The organism is Pantoea sp. Ap-967 (assembly GCF_011752565.1).
Classification (GTDB): Bacteria; Pseudomonadota; Gammaproteobacteria; order Pseudomonadales; family Pseudomonadaceae; genus Aquipseudomonas.
Window position 1 is genome coordinate 55,337 of the sequence record NZ_VWXK01000022.1, and the last position, 23,906, is coordinate 79,242.

The following is a 23,906-nucleotide window of genomic DNA, read 5'->3' on the forward strand; positions in this document are numbered from 1 at the left end:
CAGGGGTTATCCGCAATGCCTACAACCACATTACCCAGCAAAATCGAACAGGCCACCGACCAGTTCATCGGCGAGATCCTGCCGCCCTGGCTGAAGGCGGCGCCCCCTGCCCAGCTGGCCACCCTGCGCCGTGCGTTTGCCGCGCACATGCAAAGCCTGCGCAAGGTAGCGAGCGTGTACGAGCGCCTGCTGGCGCCAGACGATTTCGTCCGGGGCGTGCTGCAGTCGCACATCAGCCGTGAGATGGGGCTGGAAATCGACCTGGCCCTGGCCTGCTGGCGGGAAGAGCGGCGAACCTTTGTCGTCAAGCCAGGCGAGCTGCCCACGGGGGATTCGTACTTCGTAACGGTGCCTGCGCTGCAGGTGCTGATGCAGAACTTCAAGGCGGGTGAGTCGTTCTATAGCGAAACCGCGTTGGTGTACCCGGCAGATGCCGCAACCGGGGCCGAAGAACAGGTTATCACCAAGGCATCTGACCAGGTTGTGGCACTGTGCCGCCAGGTCGATGCGGGCAAACGATACCAGGACCACCTGCAGCAGCTGTTCAGCGGCGATTTCACCCACGACCTTACCGAGCACATACGCTGCACGTTCCAGGTGATGACCGAGGTTGCCGCGACGCGGCGCTTGCTGCCTGTTGACGAATTGGGGGTGTTGCGTGCGCTGGGGACGGGGCAGGTGCCGGCCCACATCAACAGCCCGCTCATACGCTGCGCTGAGCTTCAGTTGTTGGGCAGCACGTTGTCTGGCATGTGGCTGGTCGAGCTCAGTGGCTCGTGGGCGCCCAACCTGAGCGGTATCGGCACGCGCACGCAGGTGAACGCGGTGCTGCTGTGCGTGCCCGACGACCCGTTGCAACCGGTGCTGCACCTGGCGAGCTGGGGCGCGGTCAATGCGACCTTGCTGCAGTGGATGAACGACCCGCAAAAGCGGGCATTGTTGCTCGCGCGTGTTGCCTTGCAGGATCGGGGCGCCTTTCTTGAAACCCTGGGCAAGCGCCTGCTGGATGCCGCGCCAGACCTCGCCCCGGCGCCTGCCTACCTGGAAGGTTCACTGTTCGCGAGCTTGGCCAGCCTGCGGATCAACCGTATACGTGACGATGCCCGCTTTCTTGCGGTGCCCACCGCCCAGGTGCAGGCGCGGCAAACCTCCGAACGCCTGGCGCAACTGGCCTCGGCGGGCCTGACGCTGGTCAACCTGGCCGGGTTGTACGTGCCGGGGGTGGGCAGCCTGCTGCTGGCGGACATGGTGCGGCGAACCCTGGGGCAAATCTGTGAAGGGGTTTCCCATTGGGCCCGGGGCCATCAGCACGAGGCACTGGAGCATGTGCTGGGCGTGGCCGAGACGGTCGCGGCCAACGCCGCCGTGCTCGGTGGCGCCAAGGGGGTGGCCACGGCCTTTGCTCGCAGCCCTTGGGTGCAAGGGCTGGAACCGGTGGTCACCGATGTGGGTGAGCTGCGTTTGTGGGCCAATGACCTGGGCGCCTACCAGGACCCGGCCCCGCCAGCAGGGCTGGTCGAACTGGAAAATGGCCTGTTCAGCGATGGCTCCAGCCAATGGTGGCTGCACCAGGGTGTGTACTATCGGGTGCGCGCGACCACCGCCGAAGGCCCGTGGCGCTTGCTCGATGCCCGTCAGCCACGGGCCTATGGCCCGGCCCTGGAGTACAACGGTGAACGGGCCTGGCGCATGGCCCATGAGCGGCCACTGGAGTGGCAGGGTGCGGCGCACCTGTTGGGGCGCCTGTGGCCGCGTGCGCAGGCGCTGGACGAGGAACGGGTTGCCCAGGTGCTTCGGGTGGCTGACGTGGATGAGCCACAGTTGCGTGGCCTGCTGGTGGAAAACCGCCCATTGCCGGTAGCGCTGCGTGACACACTGGAGCGCTTTGCCGTGGATGCCAGGGTAGACCGGTTTCTGTCCGCCCTTGGCGAGCACACGGCTGATACCGAGCTTTGGCAATGGTGCGTGGATGACCTGGGCATTCAGGACCTTGGCCTGCAGACGCAGCGCGACACCTTCACGCTGGAAGCGCAGTACCTGCGGGGGCGGCTGTTCGAACACTTTGCCAGCCGCCATTTGGCGGATGACCCGCAACTGTCCCTGCTGCAGCGGGACTTTCCCGGCCTGCCCAAACCTTACGCCCTGCACCTGCTCGGGCAGATCAGCACCGAGCAACGGGTGATGATGCGCTCGCGTGCACGCATACCCCTGGCGGTGGCCCAACGGGCGCGCCGCTTGTTGCAGCTCGCGCAGTTGACGCGGGTGCGCGAGGGCCTGTTCCTCAAGGGCAGCTATCGCCCGGACCAAGCCAGGTTAGTGTTCGCGTTGCTGGCACAACCTGGCCGCTGGCCGGCCGCCGTGGCAGTGGAGCTGCGCGAGGGATCGGTAACGGGTGAGTTGCTCGCCAGCCTGCACACGCCAGGGCCGGGGGTGGCCGTCCGGGTGCTGGTGAGGTCGGGGGGCGAGTTCAGCCTGCCTGGCGGCCCGGGCGCCGGGGCAGGGCCCTACGAGCTACCCGAGGCCCTGCTGGCCTGCCTGGCTCCGGAAGACCGTACCCGGTTGGGCTGGGTGGGGGCTGCAGCCGTGCAGCAGCTGCGCAATGACCTGCAACGCTGGGCGCCCAGCAACCGTGCAGCGTTGCTGCAACTGCTGGGCCTGCAGGACGCTGGCGTACCCCATAGCCCCATGCGGCGCCTCGCTGATGGCCGGGTAGGCTACCTGCTCAGTGGCCGCGAGCCGGGCGACAACGTTTCACACAACCTGCTGCGCGCGCGAATCCGCGGTTTGTACCCGGCGTTCAACGAGGACGAGGTGCAGCTCTACCTGAGCCTCTTGCTGGAGCAGCCCGGCTCGGCGTTTCGCATGCTGCTCATGCAGGAGCAGCAGTATCGAAGCCTCAAGCGAGCCCTGGATGTGTGGGCCGACCGTGCACGCAGCGGCGAAACCAAGGCGCTGCGCCGGCGTGCCGCCCGGCAGCTGCGGCGCAGCTGGCAGTTGGTTGGCGAACGCATTGTCGACCAAAGGGATGTGCCGCAAGGCATGAGCCTGAGGCTGCGCGACATGGCCTTGCGCAGCCTGCCCGACCTGCCTGCCGGCACCGACTTCGGCCATGTCGCCGAGCTGACCCTGACCGGCTTGAGCCTGGAGCAGGTGCCTGAAGGTTTCCTGCGCAGCTTCCCGCAGTTGCGCTGGTTGAACCTGGGCGAAAATGCCTTGACCAGCGTGCCGACGGACATCGGCCAACTGGGCGAACTGCGCAACCTGCGCCTGGCCGGGAACCAGATCCGCATGAGCACGGGCAGTGCAACGACGCTGGCCAACCTGACTCAACTGCGCGTGCTCGACCTGAGCTTCAACCCCCTGGGCGCCATCAGCCTGCACCTGCGCCCACTGGCCCGGCTGCGTGAACTCAACCTGCGCAGCGCCAACCTGTTGACCGTCCCGGCCGACCTGCAGTGGTGCGGGCAGCTGGAGCTGGCCGACCTGCGCGACAACCACCTGGCGAGCATGCCGCAGGCGATACTGGATGCCCCGCCCCAGTGGCGGCGGGCACTGGTGCTGCAGGGCAACCCACTGCCACTGGCGATCCGCCAGCACCTGGGCCTGACGCCTGCTGCGCAGGTGCCGGCCGAGGGCGCTGCGACCCGGCTGGCCGCCGCCCGCGCAGCCTGGCTGGAGGGCGCCTCACAGCAGGTACTGCGCAGCAGGGGCGAGCTGTGGGACAGGCTGCATGCCGAAGCGGGCAGCGGCAACCTGTTTCAGCTGCTGGCGGAACTGACGGGCACCCGGGATTTCCGCCTGCTCCCGGCCGACCTGCGGCGCAGGGTGTGGGTCATGCTGGAGGATGTGGGCAGCGATACCGAGCTGCGTGAGGAACTGTTCGCCCTGGCGGGCAACCCGCGCACCTGCGTGGACAGTGTCGCGTCGTGCTTCAGCGCCCTGGAGGTACGGCTGTACGTGGCCCAGGCCCTGCGCGAGCGTGAGCCGATAGCGGCCCGCAGCGCCCGCCTGCGCCTGGCCACGCGGTTGTTCCGCCTGGATCAGGTCGAGGGCATCGCCCGTGCCGAGATACAGGCTCGCCAGGCCAGCGGCCAAAGCGTGGATGAAATCGAGGTCAGCCTGGCCTACCGCACGGGCCTGGCCAGTGAGCTGGAACTGCCAGGCCAGCCGCGCACGATGCACTTCGAGGCCACCGCTGGTGTAACCCGGGAGCAGCTGGATGCTGCTGCAGCCAGGGTTCGCCTGGCTGAAGCCAGCGATGCGCTGCCGCGTTACATCAGCCAGCGTGATTTCTGGCTGGAAAGCTTGCGCAGCGAACATGGCGCGGCGTTCAACGAGGTCGAGGCGCCGTTCTGGGCGCGCCTGGACGCACTGGACGGTGCCCACCCGGACAGCGGTGATTACCTGCGGGCATCCAATGAACTGGCCATGGAACGGCAAGCGGCGGTTGAGGCGCTGGCGTTGCGCCTGACCCGCGAGGCATTGGCCAACTGACCTCGGCAAGCCCAGGCACCGGTGCCTGGGCAGCTTTCCAGCTTCCAGCCGGTTGCCCTTCTGGCGGACTGTGCTGCGCTTTCTTGCCGAGGAAGCCCCCATGGTGCCCCCTTCCGTTACCCCCTCTGCCCATCCCGTTGACGCTTTCATCGCTGAGCAACTGCCACCTTGGCTCCGGCAGGCGACGGCGCCCCAGATCAATCGCCTGCGCGATGCCTTCCAGGCCCACCACGCGAGCCAATTGGCCTTGCACGCTGCCTATGCCGGCATTCCAGACCTTGGGCAATTTGCCCTGGAGGGTTTGCAGCGTGAGCTACGCTGGCGCAGCCAAACGCAGCTGGCCTTGGCCGACAGCACCTGGCTGGAGGTACGCCGACGCTTCACGGTAAAGCCCGATGGCAACCGCACGCTACCCATCGAGGAGCGCGTCGTGTTGCGCCAGCCTGGTGTGCAGCGCTTGATGCAGAACTTCGAGGCAGGCGCGACGTTTTACCAAGGCACGGCACTGGTGCGCAGCGATGCCAGCGAAGCCGTGTTGTACGACCAACTCGACGTCATCGTCGACACGTGCAGAAGCCTGGACATCGGCCAGCGTTACCAGCAAGCGCTGGACCAGGCCCTGACGGGCACGTTCGAGCGCCTGCTGGCGCAGGATACCCGTGACAGTTTGCGCCTGGCAGCCGAACTGGCCGAATTGCAGGGCCAGGTCAGCCAGGCGGATGCCCTTATGTTGCGCCAGTTTGCCCAGGGGCAATGGCCAAGCCATCCCCAGGGCGAGCAGCTGCGCATCGGCTTGCTTGAGGTGTTGGCGTGCCTTGTACACGGCGCGCTGGCGTTCGAGGTATGCGACCAGGCCGGTGAGGTCAAGCGGGTGATCGTCTACCTTGGCAACGACCCCGCGCAGGCGTTGCGCGGGGCCGACAACTGGGCGGCACTGGGCCAGGCGTTGGGCCGTGAATTGCACGCTACGGCCTATCGGGATGGGTTCATCAACCGCATTGCCCTGGCCCAGCGGGCGGCATTCATGGGCACGCTGGCCAAGCGCCTGCAGGACCCTGTCACCGATCCGGCGGCAAAGCTGCAGGCCATGGCGGGCGATGCGTTCACCGCCCTGGCGCGCCAGCATGTGGCCCGCGCCCGTGAGGATGCCCGTTTGCTGTTGGTGCCCACCCAGGACGTGGACCGCGCCGCCAGCGAGGCGCGCAGGCAGGCGTTCGAAACGGCAGGTTTGCAGCTGCTGAACCTGGTGGGTGGGTTCCTGCCTGGCCTGGGGCAATTGCTGCTGGCCAGGCAGGTGGTACGGCTGCTCATGAGTGTGTACGAGGGGGTAGAGGCCTGGTCCCACGGCCATCGGCAGGAAGCGCTGGAGCACATGCTGGGCGTTGCCGAAGACCTGGCAGTGACGGCTGCGGTTGCCGCGGGTGGCAGCGTGGTTGCACGCGGCTTCGTGCCCAGTGCGAAAATCGATCGCCTGCAGCCGGTGACCCTGCCCTCCGGGGCGGCGCGGCTATGGGACGGTGATTTGACGGGCTACCAGGTGCCGTCCCTGGCACCGTCGGCGGCCCGCCTTGAAAACGGCTTGTGGCACAGTGAAGGGCGCAACTGGTGGCAGCGGGATGGCCAGTACCATGAAGTGCAGCAGGCACCAGAGCAGCAGGCCTGGTGGCTGGTGCATAACCAGCGCGCCGAGGCCTACCGGCCAGCGCTGGAATTCAATGGGCAATGTGGCTGGCGCTTGCGCCAGGAACGTCCGCTGGAGTGGCAAGGGGCGGCGATGTTGTTACGGCGCCTGTGGCCGCGTGCCGAAGGCATGGACGCTGCCAGCTTGCAGCGTGTGGCGCGCGTGGCCGGCGTGGACGAAGCGTTCCTGCGCGGGCTGCTGGTGGAGAACCGCCCGCTTACCGCTGGCCTGCGCGACACCCTGGAGCGCTTCAGCACCGACACCCGGCTACAGGCCTTCTTCAGCGCTTTGCGGCAAGGGCAGGGCGCGCACGCCGAGCAAAGCCTGCTGAACTGGTGTGCCACCCAGGTCGATTGGCCAGAGTTCAGTGAAACAGCCTTGCACCGTGACCTGCTGCAACGGCAAGGCCTGTGGCACGCGCGGCTGTTCGATCACTTCGCCAGCAACTACCTGGAAGACGACCCTTTGCTGGCCACCTTGCAACGCGACTTTGCGCATTTGCCCCGGGCCCATGCCCTGGAGGTATTGGGCCAGGCCAGCGAAGCAGAGCGTTCGCGCATGGAGCAAGCTGCAAGGGTGCCACTGCGGGTGGCCGAGCATGCCCGCCAGCTAAGCCGCGGTGCACGCCTTAGCCGGGCGCTGGAAGGGCTTTATCTGCAGGGGCGGTGCAACTCGGATTCGTTGCAACTGGTGTTCGCACTCCTGCGTGAGCATGGGCAATTACCGCTGTCGCTCAACCTGCAGGTGCGCATGGGTTCGCCCAGCGGTGCGCTGCTTGCAAGCCTGCGCCCACAGGCTCAAGGCATCGAGGCGACGACCTGGGTGCTGGATGAGGGCCGTATCAGTGTGCAGGGCCGCGATGCATCGCAATTGCCACGGGCGCTGGCAGAGCCGGCCGGGTTGCCCCAGGCGCTATTGGCCAGCCTGCCACCCGCTCAGCTCGCCCGGTTGGCCTGGCAGAGCCCGCAAGCGGTGTTGCAGGCCTTGGAACAGTGGCTGCCGGTGGATCAGCCGGCACTGGCCAGGTTGTTGGCGATGGCCCCGCCCAAGCCCTGGTTTCAGGCGGGTTACCGGTTAGCCGATGGGCGCTTCGGCTACCCGCTCAGTGGCCGTGGCGCACCGCGTGCCGCCGTGCTGCGTGAACGGGTGCGGGCGTTGTACCCCGGCATGGCCGATCAGGATGTACAACGTTACCTGCTGCGTTTGCAGGGCACCCCGACATCGGTCTTCACGATGCTGCTGCGTCAGGAACAAGCCTTCGAGCGTTTGTCGCAAGGGCTCGATACCTGGGTGAGCGGCGCCACACGGGCTACCGGGCGTGCGGCCCGCTCGTTGGTTGCGAACCGCTTGCGGGGTTGCTGGCGGCAGTTCGGCGGCTGGTTGATGAGCGAAGGGCCGCGCACGGTGCGCCTGGAGCTGTACGACCTGCCGCTGCAGAGCCTGCCGGAACTGCCAGCGGGTGCGGACTTCTCCCATGTCGGGGAGCTGGCACTGGATAACCTGGGGTTGCGCACGCTGCCAGTGAATTTTCTGCGCTGTTTTTCCCAGGTGTCGTACCTGAGCCTGGCCAACAATGCGCTGGCGCAGTTGCCCGAAGGCCTTGGGCAGTTGCCGCATTTACGCGACTTGCGCCTGCGCCATAACCGTATCCAGCTCTCGGCCCAGGCCATTGCCCGACTGGGCAGGCTGAGCCAGTTGCGGGTGCTGGACCTGAGCGAGAACCCGTTGGCCGCTGCCGCTCCCGAGCTGGGTGGCCTGCGTGCGCTACGCGAACTACGCCTGCGCCGGTGCCAGCTGACGCAGGTGCCCCCTGGGTTGCAGCGCTGCGTGTTCATCGAAATTGCCGACCTGCGCAACAACCTGCTGACGACTGTTGGCGAACCTGTCCTCAGTGCTTCCTACGAGCTGCGCCGCGCCCTGATGGTGGACGGTAATCCGCTGCCACTGGCGATCCATCGCCGGCTGGTGGGCAGCAGTTTTTCAGGGGTGGGCGGCGAGCCTGTTCCTGGCAGCCTGGAGCGAGCCCGTGAGGCTTGGCTGGCCACGGCGCCTGAAGCCGAGCGCGCCCAGCGTGCCCAGCAATGGCAAGCCTTGCTGGATGAGCCCAGGCACGAGCAGTTTTTCGAGTTGCTGGATGAGTTGACCAGCACCAGTGATTTTCGCCGGGCCAGGGAAGACATTGCCCGTCGGCTTTGGGCGATGGTCGACGCCTTGTGCGAGGACAGCGTGCTGCGCGGCGACATTCTGATGCTGGCCAGTGAGTCGAGAACCTGTGCCGACAGCATCGCCTCCTACTTTGCGGCCCTGGAGGTGCGCGTAGAAGTGGCCAAGGTGGTTGCCGGCGGGGATGTCGACGGCTCGGCGCGGTTGCATTTGGCGCGGCGGTTGTTCCGTCTGGACCGGGTCGAGCAGTTGGCGCGCAATGAAATGAGCGCGCAGCGCGCCAGGGGCGTGAGCGTGGACGAGGTGGAAGTCAGCCTGGCCCTGCGCACGGGCCTTGCCCGGGAACTGGAGCTGCCGGGGCAACCGCGCACCCTGCAGTTTCAGCGCCTGGCGGGTATCGACGCGGCCAAGCTGCAGGCCGCCCTGGAGGATGTGCGCAAGGTCGAGGCCAGCGATGCCCTGGCTGAGTACGTCAGCCAGCGCGATTTCTGGCAGGCCTACTTGCGGCAACGCCATGCCCCGGAGTACGAGGCGCTGAAGGCACCGATCCAGCTGCAGATGGAGGCATTGGATGCCAGTTCGAGCGCGATGGAGGAGTCGCAGTACCTGCAGCAGGCCAACGCCCTGGCAAGGCGCCTGCTGCAGGCCCAGCAGGCCTTGACGCTGCGGTTGACCCGCGAGGCGTTGGCGGCGCAGGCGGGCAAGCACGCTGGGTGAGCCTGCCTGCTGCCACCTGGCGGGGGAGGCCTGCAAGCTTGGGTTCCAGCCCTTCAGAGAGAACCCCGTATGCCTCCCTCCCGTACCCCTGGCTCGCCACGTATCACCGAGCAATTCATTGGCCAACAACTTCCCGCCTGGCTTGCCAATGCCAGCGCCCAATCCCTTGCAGCCCTGCGCGCGCGGGTCACCGCGCGATTAGCCAGCCAGCGCGAAATCAACCGCGTTTCTGCGCAGGTAGAGCCGCTGGATGACTTTGCCCGCAGGCGGCTTGAGGCTGAGCTGAACCTGCCGGTTGCCCTGAGCACCTTGGTATGGCGCGAGGAGCGCCGGCACCTGCGCACCAGCCCGCTGGGCCTGCCCGACTTTTCATCCTATTTCGTGCGCATGCCGGCGCTGCAGAAATTGATGCAGAACTTCAAGCCACGTGAATCCTTCTTCGAGCAGACCGCGTTGGTCAGCCCACCGGTTGAGCCGGGGCAGGATGATCGCGTGGTCGATACCCAGGTGGATGACATCGTCGAGGCGTGCCGGCGTGTGGATGTGGGCAAAGCCTACCAGCAGCACTTGGCCGACGTGCTGAACGGCCCGTTCGAGCATGCCCTGGCCGAGGACAAGCGCCTGGAGCTTTCGCTGGCGATCGAGGTGGCTGCGCTAAAAGGGCAGGTGCAAGGCGAGAACCTGAAGATGCTGCGCCAGCTCGCCAGCGGTGTGCAACCTACTCACCCGCTGAGCCGCCGTGTGGCAGTGGGGGGTGTCGAGGTACTGGGCTGCCGCGTGGACGGTGCATTGTGTCTTGAGCTGCTTGGCACCTGGACACCGGGCGGCAGTGTCGTCTTGAACCCCGAGCTGCTGCAGGGCGTGATGCTTTACTGGCCGGATGATCCACAGCGCCCCCTGCGGTACTACAACGATTGGGATGAGGCCAACCGCGCGCTGGCCGGGGCGCTGGCGGATGAACACGCCCGAGGTGCCTTTGCCCGCCGTGTCGGCCTGGCCGAGCGGGCGCAGTGCCTGGCGTTGCTGGCGACCCGTTTGCAGGATGATGCACCCGACCTGCAACCGCGCCGGTTGCAGGCAACGGCCAACCTCTTCGGGCAACTGGCGCAGTGGCACGTGGCTCGCATCAAGGCCGATGCCGCTTACCTCGCCGTGCCCACCGCGCAGGCGGACAGTGAAGCCTCGGCCGAGCGCTTGCGCACGCTGCAGTCTGCCGGGCTGGCACTGCTCAACCTGGCGGGCCTGTTCGTGCCAGCGCTGGGCGCCTTGCTGCTGGCGGACGCGGTCGGGCAGTTGTTGGGCGAGGTGTTCGAGGGGGCCAACGACTGGAGCCTGGGCCACCAGCACGAAGCGCTGCAGCATTTGCTCCAGGTGGCGCTGTCGCTGGCATCGGTTGGCGTGGTGGCAGGGGGTGCATACGCCGTGCGCAGCGCGTTCGTCGAGCAACTGGAGCCGGTCCGCAACCCGGCGGGCCAGGCGCGGCTGTGGCGCAACGACCTGGCGCCGTATCAGCAAACCCAACCCTCAGTGCCATTGATCGAGCGCGACGATGGCCTGCTGACCGATGGCAGCCACTGCTGGTGGCGCCAGGGCGCTGCACTGTACCGGGTGCGCCAAGACGCTGCCGGCACCTGGCGCCTGCTGCACCGTGATGGCCCTGGCAGGTACGGGCCGGCATTGCGTGGCAATGGCGAGCGGGCCTGGTGGCTTGCCAGCGAGCGGCCACTGGAGTGGCAGGGTATGCACTGGTTGCTGGCACGGCTGTGGCCTGCCGCGAGCACGCTGGATACCGAGCGGGTGACGCAGATTCTAAAGGTGGCGGATATTGACGAGGTTTATCTGCGTGGCCTGCTGGTCGAGGGGCGGCGGCTGCCGGTGCAACTGCGTGACACCCTGGAGCGCTTTGCCGTGGATGCCCGGATCGAGGCGTTCCTTGGCCAGCCGGACGATAACGAACTGCTGCAATGGTGCGTGGACCGGCTTGGCCTGCAAGGCGAACCCCTGCAGGTTCAGCTGGACAATGTGAAGCAGGAAGCTCAAGCCTTGCGCGGGCCCATGTTCGAGCATTTCTCGGCGCGATACTTGCCAACGGAGCCGCTGCTGGCGCTGCTCAAACGTGACTTTCCGTCTTTACCGGATGCCTACGCCGTGGATGTGCTCAACCAGGCCAGCATGGCCGTGCGCGAACCCATGCAGGCGCAGGCGCGGGTACCGCTGGCACTCGCCGAGCGCGCTCGGGGTGCCTTGCAACTGGCACGCCTGACCCGCACCCGTGAAACGCTCTACCTGCGTAGCAGCTACCGGCCGGAAGGCGTAGCCCTGGCGTTTGCACTGCTGCGCCGTAATGGCCTGAGCCAGTCCCAGGTCAACCTTGAGTTGCGTGCGCAGTCGGCACTGGGCGCCTTGCAGGAACGCTTGCTGCCCGAGGCACCGGGGCAGCAGACGCAGGTGTTGGTGTGGCAGGACGGCCAGTTCGCACTGTACGACTCACGCGGCCTGCCCAGCACCCTGACCGTGGCCGAACCTCAAGGGCTTTGCGAGGTGCTGGCAGCCTGCTTGCCCGCCAGCTACCAAACCCTCCGCGGATGGAGCGGGGCACAGGCACCCGAGCAGCTTCGTGCTGCGCTGCAGGGCTGGTTGCCCGACACCTCGCAAGCGCAGTTGAGGTTGCTGGGCTGGCGTGAAGCCAGGCCTATGGGCGCGCCCATGCGGCGCCTAGCCGATGGCCGGCTGGGCTATCTGCTGGGAGGGCACGCCAGCAAGCGCCCGGCCGCATCAGCCCCCCGGCAAACCCTGCGCGAGCGGATTCGCGCCTTGTACCCCTCGCTCGACGATACCGATGTCGAGCGCTACCTGCTGATCCTCACCGACGACACCCCTTCGCCGTTTCACAGTCTGCTGCTCCAGGAGCTGCAGTACCAGGCACTGGATGAAAGCCTTGCGCGCTGGACCGGCGAGGCCCAGGGGCGTGCCCAGGCCGACCGCTATCATGTCGCCCGCGCCCTGCGCCGGGCCTGGCGCTTCGAAGGCGAGCAGCAAGTGGATGCAGACGGCAGCATCGTCGGTTTGCGCCTGAGCATCATCGCGATCCCGGTGGCGCAGCTGCCGGCACTACCGGCCAATTCCGATTTCGCCCATGTTACGGACCTGACCCTGGTGGGGCTGCGCCTGAGCCAAGTGCCGCCAGGGTTTCTCGGCCGTTTCACCGGCTTGCGCCACCTGGACCTGAGCAACAACCAGTTAGGCGCCCTGCCCGACGGGCTGCAGAGCATGCCTGAGTTGCGGCACTTGAACCTGCAGCGTAACCGCATGCGGCTGACAGCTGAGCAGTTATCGGTACTGGCCAGCAGGACTGAGCTGCGTACCCTTGATCTCAGTGAAAACACCCTGGGCAGGGGGGGCCTGGATGTTTCGGCGCTGCTGCGCCTGCGCGACCTGCGCCTGCGCCGTACCGGCCTTCAGGCAGTACCCCGTGGCTTGCAATGGTGCGCGCAACTGGAATACGCCGACCTGCGTGACAACCACATCGTTGACTTGCCACAAACCCTGCTCGATGCGCCCGCGCAGTTGCGGCAAACCCTCAACGTGCGCGGCAACGCCATCCCTGCCGCGCAACTTGAGCAACTGTACCTTCCCGACCATGTGCCCACTGCAGCGCCCGAGGGCTTGTCGGACCTGGCCGAGGCCAGGCGACAGTGGCTGGCAACCCAGGCCGACGCGGAACAGGCTGCGCGTGCCGAGGCCTGGGACCGGTTGCAGCATGAGCCCGGTAGCGAGGCATTCTTCGACGTGCTCGTGGGGCTGGTCCACACCGCCGAGTTTCGCGTGGCCCCGGCAGGCATCGGCGCCAGGGTGTGGGGGATGATCGATGCCCTGCTTGCCGAACAACGCCTGCGCCAGGAGCTGTTCGCGCTGGCCGACGAGCCGCGTGCCTGTGCCGACAATATCGCCAACTGCTTCAGTTCCCTCGAAGTGCGCGCCCAGGTATTGCACGCAACCCAGGGGGGCGACCCCCTTGCCACGCGTGGCGAGCGCTTGTTGCTCGCCCAGCGCCTGTTCCGCCTCGACACCGTGCTGGCGCTGGCCCGGGCCGATATCGAGGCCCGTTACGCCGATGGCCGCTGGCAGCGCGGTGCCCATGCCGAAGAGGAGGTCGAGGTCAGCCTGGCGTACCGCACGGGCCTGGCCACGCGGTTGAACCTGATCGGGCAGCCGCGCCATATGTTGTTCAGCGCCATTGCCTCGGTGCCTCCAGAAGCGATCGAGCGGGCCTACCTGGCCGTGCTCAGCGCCGAATCGACCGAGGCGCGTGTGCTGTACATCAGCCAGCGCGACTTCTGGGTGCCGGTATTGCGGGCAGCCCACCGGGCGGCGTTCGATGCCGTCGAGCAGGCCTTCGACGAGGCGTTGGAAACCCTCGATGGCAACCGCGAGCGCCTGGGCAGCGGGGCCTACGACCAGCAGGCCAGGGAATTGATGGCCAGGCGTGAGCAGGCGCTGCAGGCGCTTGCCCTGCGCCTGACCCGGGAAGAACTGACCAAGCCTTGACCTGGCCAGGGCGGCGTGCGCTGGCAAGGCCGCCCGCGCCGCCGCTTCGCAGCGGCACGGTTCCCTCTGATGGTAGCGGCGCCGTTGCCAGAGTATCGGCCTCTGCCAATGACTACGCGAGAGCCGCCATGAATACCCACGCCATACCCTCGATGGACCAGAAACTCAGCACCGCTACACAGGATTTCATTCGCCAACGGTTGCCCGATTGGCTAACCCGAGCCTCGACCACCCAGCTTGCCACCTTGCGTGGGCTGTTCAAGGTGCACCGGGCAAGCCAGCGGCGGCTGCGAGCGCACACCGGGCAACTGCTGCCGCTGCAGGTGTTCGCCGAGCGGCATCTACTGGCCTTGCTGGAGCAGCCGCTGCCCCAAGGCGTGCGCTTCGCCGACCTTGAGTGGCGGGTGGTGACCCCACGGTTCGATACCGCTGCCAACCTGGCATTGCCAACCTATGGCTACGGTGAAACACGGCGCAACGGCCTGTTGCAACTGATGAGCAACTTCCCGCCAGAGGCTTCCTACTACCTGGGCAGCGGCCTGGTGGCGCCGGGCACGGACGAGGTGCTGTCCGGGGCGCCTGATACGCTGGTCCAGGCCTGTCGTGAGCGGGATGTGGGGGCAAAGTACCAGGCCGAACTGGACAAGGCATTCACCCCTGGCGCAGTGGGCGACCTGGCCGATGACAAGCGGGCGGGCTTCAAGCTGGCCTGCAAGATTGCCGCCCTGCGTGGGGATATCAGTGCCTTCGAAGAGCTGGCACTGCGCGAAGTGGCCGATGACGACGATGACAAACTGGCCAGCGGGTTGCGCGGTTACCCGGGCCTGCTGCAGGTGCTGGGGCAGCCCATTGCCGACGGCCTGCTCATCACGCTGAAAGACGACGCCGGTGCGCCGCAGAGCCTGGTGCTGTACTTGCCGGGCGACCCGCGCCAGGCCTTGCGCCGTTTCGACAGCGCCGAGGCCATGCACAAGGCGCTGGCCGAGGCGCTTGATGCTGCAGGTTATCGGCAGTATTTCAGCCAGCTGGTGAGCCTGGAGCAACGGGCAAGGTTCGTCCAGCACCTGGACGTGCGCCTCAAAGATGCATCCCCAGACCTTCAGGTTCAAGGCCGGGTGCCCGAAGGCGGGTTGTTCGCCGCCATGGCCAGTGAGCAGGTGCAACGGGTGAAGGACGATGCCCGCTTGCTGCTGGTGCCGACCGCACAAGCCAATGCAGCAGCGGCGCGGGCCAGGCTTCAGGCCTGGGAGGCGGCGGGCATGGGCGTGCTGAACCTGGCTGGCTTCTTCATTCCAGTGGTCGGTGCCATGTTGCTTGGGCAATTGCTGGCGCAGACGCTGTCGGATGTGTACGAAGGGGTAATGGACCTCTCCGAAGGCCATCAGCATGAGGCGCTGGAGCACCTGTTCGATGTGCTTGAAACGGTGGTGTCGACGGCGGCGGTGGTGGGCGCGGGTGCGGTGCTGCACAACGCCGTGGTCGCGGCAATGGAACCGGTGACGCTCCCGGGCAAGGGGCAACGCTTGTGGTCCGGTGACCTGGTGCCCTACGAGTCGTACCCCGAAACGCCAGCACTGGGCAGCGATGGCCTGTACGCCCTGGGTGCGCGCAAATGGCTGCGTTCAGGCTCGCGGTACTTCGAGGTGTACCGGCCTGACCCGGAGGGGCCATACCGTGTGCGCCATCCGCTGCGCAACGACGCCTTCGGGCCTGAAGTGGTGCACAACGGCGAGCGCAGCTGGCGCCTGTTGTGCGAGCAACCCCGGTACTGGCACGACAGCCAGCTGATGCTCGATACCCTGTGGCCGCAACATCCTGCCGTAGGGGCCGAGCGGGCCCGGCAGATCCTGCAGGTGGCTGGCGTCGACCAGGACGAGCTGCGCGGCATCCTCATGGAAAACCGCCGCGCCCCCGTCAACCTGCGCGAAACCCTGCGGCGTTTCGAACAGGATGGCCGGGTGGAGCGCTTCTTCACCCATGTTCGCGCAGGGCAGTTGCCGGCCGAGGACATCGCGCTGCTGCAGTGGTGCGAGGCGCAGCCTTTCGTGGGCACGGGGCTGGCCAATGTGCTGGCCAGCGCAACGGCCTTGCGCGGGCCCTTGTTCGAGCACCTGACGCGCCTGGCACCACGCGAGGACGGCCTGTTGGCCCTGTTGCGGCGCGATTTCAAGGCGCTGCCCGAGGCCTATGCGCGCGAGGCGCTGGGTGATGTTGACGAGGCGACGAGGCGCCAAGCGGTCGACAGCCAGAAGCTGCCGCTGGTGATTGCGACCAGGGCGGCCTCGCTGCTGCGTGTCGCACGCCTGAACCTGGCCTTGGAGGGGCTGTACCTGAGCAATGCCTACAGTGACGATACTGGCGCACTGGTGTTGGCGTTGCTGGCTCAACAGGCGCCCAGCAGCGTCAACCTGGAACTGCGTGAAGGCTCGGTGGCCGGGCGCCTGATCGGCAGCGTGGTCGCCAGCGATTCCACAGCGCCCGTCACGGTGCTGGTGCGAGATCAAGGGCGCTTCTGGCGCTTCGATGGCCAAGGCCATCCGCAAGCGCTGGCTGCTGAGCGGGCACGCGACCTCTTCACGGCCATCGTCGACACGCTGTCGGCCGAGCAATTGGCTGACTTGGCGATCACCGGCAACGACCCCGTCGGGCAGTTGCGCAGTTGGGTGCTTGCGCAGCTTCCGGCGTCCAGCGAAGGCATTGCCCAGCTCCTCGGCTGGGCAGCGCAGCCTGAGTGGTTCAACCCCGGACGGCGGCTGGAAGATGGCCGCGTCGGCTATGTGCTGAGCGGGCGGCCCCAGGGCCGCAGAACGCCTGGGGTGCTGTTGCGCGAAGCCATGCACCGCTATTTCCCGGGGCTCACCGATGCCCAGGTTGAGCGTGAGCTCGCCCAGCGGCTGGGCGAGAGAGCCCGGGCCTACCAGGTGCTGGCGGACCTTGAGGATGACCACGAGCAGCTGCACCGAGCGCTGAACCGCTGGGCGGGCAGTGAGCTCAATGATGCCCGGCGCGACACTCGCCTGCGCGCGTGCCAAGACATCGCCAGGGCCTGGCGGGTGCAGGGCGAGCCGGTGGTCGATGGCCAGGGCCAAGCCGCTGGCCAGCGCTTGCGCCTGGTAGGCCTCAATGTCAGCAGCCTGCCTGAGCTGCCGACGGCGATCACCTTCAGGCATCTGTCGGTGCTGGTACTCAACGAAACAGGCCTTATGCACATCCCCGCGCAGTTCTTGCAGGCCTTCGGCGCCTTGCGTGAATTGAACATGAACAACAACCGCTTGCTGCACATCCCCCAAGGCATCGGTTACCTCACTGAACTGCGCGAGCTGAGCCTGCGGCATAACGACATCCGCCCAGATGCCGCTGCCCTGGCCCAGCTGCACAGCCTGGCGCGGCTAACCCACCTTGACCTGAGCCACAACCCGCTGGGGCAGTACCCGATGAGCTTCAACGGCCTCCCGCACCTGGTTCGGCTTGGCCTGCGCAATTGCCGGTTGAGTACCTGGCCCAAGGGTATCGGGCTGTGTGGGTTTCTTGAAGAGGCCGACCTGAGGAACAACCAACTGGCGGATGTGCCGCAAGAAGTGCGGCTGATGCCCTACGAGTTTCGCCGCTCGCTACTGGTTGCCAACAACCCTCTGCGCAGCAGCGACCTGATGGCACTGCAGGCACTGGACACGATTGTTGAAGAGCACCTGCCGGAACCTCGCGTCGGCCAGGACCCGGAAGCGACCCGTAGCTGGTGGCTAGGCAACCCCGCGCACGACCAGCAGGCGCGCACCGAGGCCTGGAGCCGCTTGGCGCTGGAAACCTGGGGAGATGACCTGATCGAGCTGTTGGAACGCTTGATGCCGCTGGCCGGCTTTGCCTGGCCCCAGGCCTACATGGCCGAGCAATTCTGGGCGCTGTTGCCGGCGATGCAAACCGATGAAGCGTTGCGCGGCAGGGTGGTTCAGCTTGCCGGGCAGCGCCCGACGGACGAGAACGCAGTGATGGATTGCTTCAGCCAGATGCTGGTGCAGCGCCTGCGCAACCAGCCCGGCCCACCTGCCAATGCCGGGCCAGGCGGGGCTGGGGAAGCCAGCTTGTTCGCCCTGGGCCGCAGCTTGTTCCGCCTTGAGCAGGTGGAGCGAATCGCCCGGCAGGACGTTGCCGCGCGCCACCAGCGCCGCGAGCTGATCGATGCCCCTGGTATCCGGCTGGGCTACCGTGTGCGCTTGCGCCAGTGGCTGGGCTTGCCGGGGCAGCCCCATGCCATGCGGGTCACCGACCTCAACCGCATCAGCAGCGAGCAACTGCTGGCGGCACGGCGCACCGTGCGCCAGGCGGAAAGCGCCGAGGCGCTGGCGGCCTACCTGGAGCAGCGGCCGTTCTGGCAAGCACTGATCGCGCGCAACTTCAGCGCCGATCTTGCAACCATCGAGCAGGTGTACGAACAAGGCTGGCAGGCACTGCTGGCCCAGCGCAGTGCACTGGGCGAGGCACTGTTCCAGGCCCGGCGGGTTGAACTGGAAGGGCAGCGTGCCAATGGCAAGCGGGCGCTGAGCCTGCGCTTCATGCGGGCCCTGGAGCGGCGCGCCGGCTAGGCCCGGGTACGGCCAAACCGGTCATCCAGTTTGACAGCTTTGGCCATTGTCGCCGCGCGCCAGCAGCGCGAACATCGTCGGACCGAGGTTCAACTCCAAAAACAAGAAACCAAGGAGTCCGACGATGCGCGATTACACCGAGGCCGCGGTGGCGTTCGACCATGGCCAGGCCGTTGCTGCGGCGCTGCATGGCAACCTGCAAGCGCTCAATGCCTGTGTCGAATGCTGTGACCGCCATGCCGGGAAAAACACGCTGGCGCTGGCCTGGGAAGACCGTGATGGCAACCGTGCGCGTTACAGCTTCGATCAACTCAAGGCGCAGGCGGCCCGCTTCGCCAACGTGCTCAGGGCACAGGGGGTTGGCGCCGGGGACCGGGTGGCAGGGTTGCTGCCACGCACCCCCCAGTTGCTGGTGACCATCCTCGCCACCTGGCGCCTGGGGGCGGTGTACCAGCCGCTGTTCACCGCCTTCGGCCCCAAGGCCATCGAACACCGGCTGGAACAGTCCGCGGCCCGCGTGGTGGTTACCGACAGCCTCAACCGCGCCAAGCTGGACACGCTACAGGGCTGCCCGACCGTCATCACGGTCAATGCCCGCAGCGGTGAGCTGGATTTCCAGCAATGCCTGGACCGCGCCGACGCGGTGTGTGAACCGGTGATGCGCACCGGCGACGACCCTTTCCTGCTGATGTTCACCTCTGGCACCACCGGCCCCGCCAAACCACTGGAAGTGCCGCTGCGTGCCATCGTCGCGTTCCAAGGCTACATGCGTGATGCCATTGACCTGCGCCCGGACGACAACTTCTGGAACCTGGCCGACCCGGGCTGGGCCTACGGCCTGTACTACGCCGTCACCGGGCCGTTGTCGCTGGGCTGCGCCACTACCTTCTACGACGGCCCGTTCAGTGTTGAAAGCTGCGCGCGCATCATCCAGTCCTTGGGCATTACCAACCTGGCCGGCTCGCCGACCGCGTACCGCCTGCTGATTGCTGGCGGCAGCGAATTCTCGGCGCCGGTCAAGGGCCGCCTGCGGGTCGTCAGCAGTGCCGGCGAACCCCTGAACCCGGAGGTGATCCGCTGGTTCGCCGAGGAATTGGGGGTCACCATCCACGACCACTATGGCCAGACCGAACTGGGCATGGTGTTGTGCAATCACCACGGCTTGCAGCACCCGGTTCAGGCCGGCTCGGCCGGGTTCGCCATCCCCGGCCACCGCATCGTCGTGCTGGGCGAACAGGGCGAGGAGCTGCCGGCTGGCCAGCCCGGCATTTTGGCCGTGGACCGCCAGCATTCGCCGCTGTGCTGGTTCGGCGGTTACCACGGCTTGCCGACCAAGGCCTTCGTCGGCCACTACTACCTGAGCGGCGACACCGTGGAGCTGAACGAGGACGGCAGCATCAGCTTCGTCGGGCGCAGCGACGATGTGATCACCACCTCCGGTTACCGGGTTGGCCCGTTCGATGTGGAAAGCGCGCTGATCGAGCACCCGGCGGTGATCGAGGCGGCGGTGATCGGCAAGCCAGACCCGCAGCGTACCGAACTGATCAAGGCCTTCGTGGTGCTGGCCGCAGGCAGCGCCGCCAGCGAGGCGCTGGCAGAAACCCTACGCCAGCACGTGCGCCAACGCCTGTATGCCCATGCCTACCCCCGTGAAATCGAATTCGTCGACGAGCTGCCCAAGACCCCGAGCGGCAAGTTGCAACGCTTCATCCTGCGTAACCAGGAAGTGGCCAAACACCACGCGCAGCAGGCCACCCCCGCCAGCGCTTGAAAGGAAAAACCACCATGCAGATAGCCAACAAACACTTCATCGTCAGCGGCGCGGCCTCGGGGCTTGGCGCGGCGACCGCGCAGATGCTGGTCGCGGCCGGCGCCAAGGTCATGCTGGTCGACCTCAATGCCCAGGCCGTCGAGGCCAAGGCCCGCGAACTGGGTGACAGCGCCCGCTTCGCGGTGGCCGACATCAGCGACGAGCAGGCCGCGCAGGCGGCCGTGGATGCGGCTGTGGCGGCATTTGGCAGCCTGCACGGGCTGGTCAACTGCGCCGGCATCGTCGGCGCCGAGAAAGTGCTGGGCAAGCACGGGCCCCATGGCCTGGCCAGCTTCGCCAAGGTCATCAACGTCAACCTGGTCGGTAGCTTCAACCTGCTGCGCCTGGCTGCCGCAGCCATGGCCGAGGGCGCGGCTGACGAGGGCGGCGAGCGCGGGGTAATCATCAACACCGCGTCCATCGCCGCCTACGATGGCCAGATCGGCCAGGCTGCCTATGCTGCCTCCAAGGGCGCCATCGCCAGCCTGACCCTGCCCGCCGCCCGCGAGCTGGCCCGCTTCGGCATCCGCGTGATGACCATTGCCCCGGGCATCTTCGAAACGCCCATGATGGCCGGCATGACCGAAGAAGTGCGCGCTTCGCTGGCGGCGGGCGTGCCGTTTCCGCAGCGTTTGGGCCGCCCGCAGGAATATGCAGCGCTGGCCCGTCACATCATCGAGAACAGCATGCTCAACGGCGAGGTGATTCGCCTCGACGGCGCGCTGCGCATGGCTGCCAGGTAAGGAGAACGCACATGACCCATGCAAACGACCCGATTGTCATTGTCAGCGCCGTGCGCACGCCCATGGGCGGCCTGCAGGGCGACCTCAGGAGCCTGACCGCAGCGCAGCTGGGCAGCGCTGCCATCCGCGGCGCCGTCGAGCGCGCCGGCATCGATGCCGCCAGTGTCGAGCAGGTGCTGTTCGGTTGCGTACTGCCCGCCGGCCAAGGCCAGGCCCCGGCGCGCCAGGCGGCACTGGGCGCAGGGCTGGGCAAGCACACCACCTGTACCACCCTGAACAAGATGTGCGGCTCGGGCATGCAGGCGGCGATCATGGCCCACGACCTGCTGCTGGCCGGCAGTGCCGAGGTGGTGGTGGCCGGTGGCATGGAAAGCATGAGCAACGCGCCGTACCTGCTGGACAAGGCCCGGGGGGGGTACCGCATGGGCCACGGCAGGGTCATCGACCACATGTTCATGGATGGCCTGGAGGACGCCTACGACAAGGGCCGGCTGATGGGCACCTTCGCCGAAGACTGCGCCCAGGCCAATGCCTTCAGCCGCGAAGCCCAGGACCAGTTCGCCATCGCCTCGCTGACCCGGGCCCAGGCGGCCATCGCCCATGGCCGCTTTGCCGCCGAGATCGTGCCGGTGGAGGTCAGCGAAGGCAAGGAACAGCGCATGGTCAAGGACGATGAGCAGCCGCCCAAGGCACGCCTGGACAAAATCCCACAGCTCAAGCCGGCGTTTCGCCAAGGCGGCACGGTGACCGCTGCCAATTCCAGCTCGATTTCCGACGGCGCCGCCGCGCTGGTGCTGATGCGCCGCAGCGAAGCCGACAAGCGCGGCCTCAAGCCCCTGGCGGTGATCCATGGCCATGCCGCATTCGCTGATGCCCCGGCGCTGTTCCCGACCGCACCAATCGGTGCCATCGACAAGCTGATCAAACGCACCGGCTGGAACCTGGCCGAGGTGGACCTGTTCGAGATCAACGAAGCCTTCGCCGTGGTTACCCTGGCGGCCATGAAACACCTCGACCTGCCCCACGACAAGGTCAATATCCATGGCGGCGCCTGCGCCCTGGGCCACCCGATTGGCGCTTCGGGTGCGCGCATCCTGGTAACCCTGCTGTCGGCGCTGCGCCAGAACAACCTGCGCCGTGGCGTGGCGGCCATCTGCATTGGCGGTGGCGAGGCCACGGCCATGGCCGTCGAATGCCTGTACTGAGGTGAACCATGTTGATAACAGATGAGCAACAACAGATTGCCGATGCGGTGAAAGCCTTTGCCCAGGCGCGGCTCAAGCCATTTGCCGAGCAATGGGACAAGGCCCACCGCTTTCCCAGCGAAGCCATTGCCGAGATGGCCGAACTTGGCCTGTTCGGCATGCTGGTGCCCGAACAGTGGGGCGGCAGCGACACCGGTTATGTGGCCTACGCCATGGCCCTGGAGGAGATTGCCGCCGGTGACGGCGCCTGTTCCACCATCATGAGCGTGCACAATTCGGTGGGCTGCGTACCGATTCTGCGCTTTGGCAGCGAACAGCAGAAAGCCCAGTTCCTGGCGCCCCTGGCCAGCGGCGCGATGCTCGGGGCCTTTGCCCTCACCGAGCCGCAAGCCGGCTCCGACGCCAGCGGCCTGAAGGCCCGCGCACGGCTGGAGGGCGACCATTACGTGCTCAGCGGCAGCAAGCAGTTCATTACCTCTGGGCAGAACGCCGGGGTGGTGATTGTGTTCGCCGTGACCGACCCTGCGGCCGGCAAGCGCGGCATCAGCGCCTTTATCGTGCCCACCGACTCGCCTGGCTACCAAGTGGCGCGGGTCGAGGACAAGCTTGGCCAGCACGCTTCCGACACCTGCCAGATCGTCTTCGACAACGTGCGCGTGCCGCTGGCCAACCGCCTGGGGGCCGAAGGCGAAGGCTACAAGATCGCCCTGGCCAACCTTGAGGGCGGGCGCATCGGCATCGCCGCCCAGGCCGTGGGCATGGCCCGTGCAGCGTTCGAAGTGGCGCGCGACTACGCCAACGAGCGGCACAGTTTCGGCAAGGCGCTGATCGAACACCAGGCCGTGGCCTTCCGCCTGGCCGACATGGCGACGAAAATTGCCGTGGCCCGGCAGATGGTGCTGCACGCCGCTGCGCTGCGTGATGCCGGGCGCCCGGCGCTGGTGGAGGCGTCGATGGCCAAGCTGTTTGCCTCGGAAATGGCCGAAAAGGTCTGTTCGGATGCCTTGCAGACGCTCGGCGGTTATGGCTACCTGAGCGACTTCCCGCTGGAGCGCATCTACCGTGATGTTCGGGTTTGCCAGATCTACGAAGGCACCAGCGATATTCAGCGCATGGTCATTGCGCGCAATCTTTGAAGGAGCAGACTGCATGGCTTTCGAAACCATCCTGTTGGACATCCACGGCAAGGTCGGCCTGATCACCCTCAACCGCCCCCAGGCATTGAACGCGCTGAACGCGCAGATCGTCGCCGAGATCAACCAGGCCCTGGACCAGCTCGAACGTGACCCGAACATCGGCTGCGTGGTGCTCACCGGCTCCGCCAAGGCCTTTGCCGCCGGCGCCGACATCAAGGAAATGGCCGAGCTGCAGTACCCGCACATCTACGTTGACGACCTGTTCAGCGATTCGGACCGCATCGCCAACCGGCGCAAGCCGATCATCGCCGCCGTGTCCGGTTTCGCCTTGGGCGGGGGCTGCGAGCTGGCAATGATGTGCGACTTCATCCTCGCCGCCGACAACGCCAAGTTCGGCCAGCCAGAAATCAACCTCGGGGTATTGCCGGGCATGGGCGGCACCCAGCGCCTGACCCGGGCGGTGGGCAAGGCCAAGGCCATGGAGCTGTGCCTGACCGGCCGCCTGATGGGCGCCGAGGAAGCCGAGCGTGCAGGCTTGGTGGCGCGTATCGTGCCCCAGGCCGAGTTGCTTGAAGAGGCGCTGAAGGTGGCGGCGACCATTGCCAGCAAGTCGATCCCGGTGAGCATGATGGTCAAGGAAAGTGTGAACCGCGCATTCGAGGTCACCCTGAGCGAAGGCGTGCGCTTCGAACGCCGGGTGTTCCACGCTGTGTTCGCCACCGAAGACCAGAAGGAAGGCATGGCGGCCTTCATTGCCAAGCGCGAAGCGCAGTTCAAGGACTGCTGAGCCGTTATCCCACCTGCCGGGCGCGTGCCCTTGCCCGGCAGG

At 66.8% G+C, this 23,906-nt stretch carries 9 protein-coding genes; all 9 read left to right on the plus strand.

Going from position 1 to position 23,906, the window contains the following annotated elements; genetic code table 11:
• The first annotated feature begins 15 nt into the window (after window positions 1-15).
• Window positions 16-4,494, plus strand: coding sequence for an NEL-type E3 ubiquitin ligase domain-containing protein (locus F3J45_RS21035; RefSeq protein WP_167067288.1), 4,479 nt, complete (start codon window positions 16-18; stop codon window positions 4,492-4,494).
• A gap of 100 nt (window positions 4,495-4,594) precedes the next feature.
• Window positions 4,595-9,055 (plus strand): NEL-type E3 ubiquitin ligase domain-containing protein, encoded by a 4,461-nt coding sequence (locus F3J45_RS21040; RefSeq protein ID WP_167067291.1) that lies wholly within the window; start codon window positions 4,595-4,597, stop codon window positions 9,053-9,055.
• Between the two features lie 69 nt (window positions 9,056-9,124).
• Window positions 9,125-13,603: an NEL-type E3 ubiquitin ligase domain-containing protein gene (locus F3J45_RS21045; protein WP_167067294.1), complete on the plus strand. Its 4,479-nt coding sequence runs from the start codon at window positions 9,125-9,127 to the stop codon at window positions 13,601-13,603.
• A gap of 128 nt (window positions 13,604-13,731) precedes the next feature.
• Window positions 13,732-18,183: an NEL-type E3 ubiquitin ligase domain-containing protein gene (locus F3J45_RS21050; protein ID WP_167067298.1), complete on the plus strand. Its 4,452-nt coding sequence runs from the start codon at window positions 13,732-13,734 to the stop codon at window positions 18,181-18,183.
• A gap of 124 nt (window positions 18,184-18,307) precedes the next feature.
• Window positions 18,308-19,954: an AMP-binding protein gene (locus tag F3J45_RS21055; protein WP_167067301.1), complete on the plus strand. Its 1,647-nt coding sequence runs from the start codon at window positions 18,308-18,310 to the stop codon at window positions 19,952-19,954.
• A gap of 14 nt (window positions 19,955-19,968) precedes the next feature.
• A complete protein-coding gene (locus tag F3J45_RS21060) occupies window positions 19,969-20,736 on the plus strand; it encodes an SDR family NAD(P)-dependent oxidoreductase (RefSeq protein WP_167067304.1) in 768 nt (255 codons plus the stop codon).
• 11 nt (window positions 20,737-20,747) lie between these two features.
• Window positions 20,748-21,941, plus strand: a complete 1,194-nt coding sequence (locus F3J45_RS21065; RefSeq protein WP_167067307.1) for an acetyl-CoA C-acyltransferase — start codon at window positions 20,748-20,750, stop codon at window positions 21,939-21,941.
• Window positions 21,942-21,949: 8 nt separating this feature from the next.
• Window positions 21,950-23,077: an acyl-CoA dehydrogenase gene (locus F3J45_RS21070; protein ID WP_167067310.1), complete on the plus strand. Its 1,128-nt coding sequence runs from the start codon at window positions 21,950-21,952 to the stop codon at window positions 23,075-23,077.
• Between the two features lie 13 nt (window positions 23,078-23,090).
• A complete protein-coding gene (locus F3J45_RS21075; RefSeq protein WP_167067313.1) occupies window positions 23,091-23,864 on the plus strand; it encodes an enoyl-CoA hydratase in 774 nt (257 codons plus the stop codon).
• Window positions 23,865-23,906 lie beyond the last annotated feature (42 nt).

Bases quoted from the DNA above. Each gene is read 5' to 3' on its own strand.
- F3J45_RS21035 (WP_167067288.1), top strand. From the start codon at position 16: ATGCCTACAACCACATTACCCAGCAAAATCGAACAGGCCACCGACCAG.
- F3J45_RS21040 (WP_167067291.1), top strand. From the start codon at position 4,595: ATGGTGCCCCCTTCCGTTACCCCCTCTGCCCATCCCGTTGACGCTTTC.
- F3J45_RS21045 (WP_167067294.1), top strand. From the start codon at position 9,125: ATGCCTCCCTCCCGTACCCCTGGCTCGCCACGTATCACCGAGCAATTC.
- F3J45_RS21050 (WP_167067298.1), top strand. From the start codon at position 13,732: ATGAATACCCACGCCATACCCTCGATGGACCAGAAACTCAGCACCGCT.
- F3J45_RS21055 (WP_167067301.1), top strand. From the start codon at position 18,308: ATGCGCGATTACACCGAGGCCGCGGTGGCGTTCGACCATGGCCAGGCC.
- F3J45_RS21060 (WP_167067304.1), top strand. From the start codon at position 19,969: ATGCAGATAGCCAACAAACACTTCATCGTCAGCGGCGCGGCCTCGGGG.
- F3J45_RS21065 (WP_167067307.1), top strand. From the start codon at position 20,748: ATGACCCATGCAAACGACCCGATTGTCATTGTCAGCGCCGTGCGCACG.
- F3J45_RS21070 (WP_167067310.1), top strand. From the start codon at position 21,950: ATGTTGATAACAGATGAGCAACAACAGATTGCCGATGCGGTGAAAGCC.
- F3J45_RS21075 (WP_167067313.1), top strand. From the start codon at position 23,091: ATGGCTTTCGAAACCATCCTGTTGGACATCCACGGCAAGGTCGGCCTG.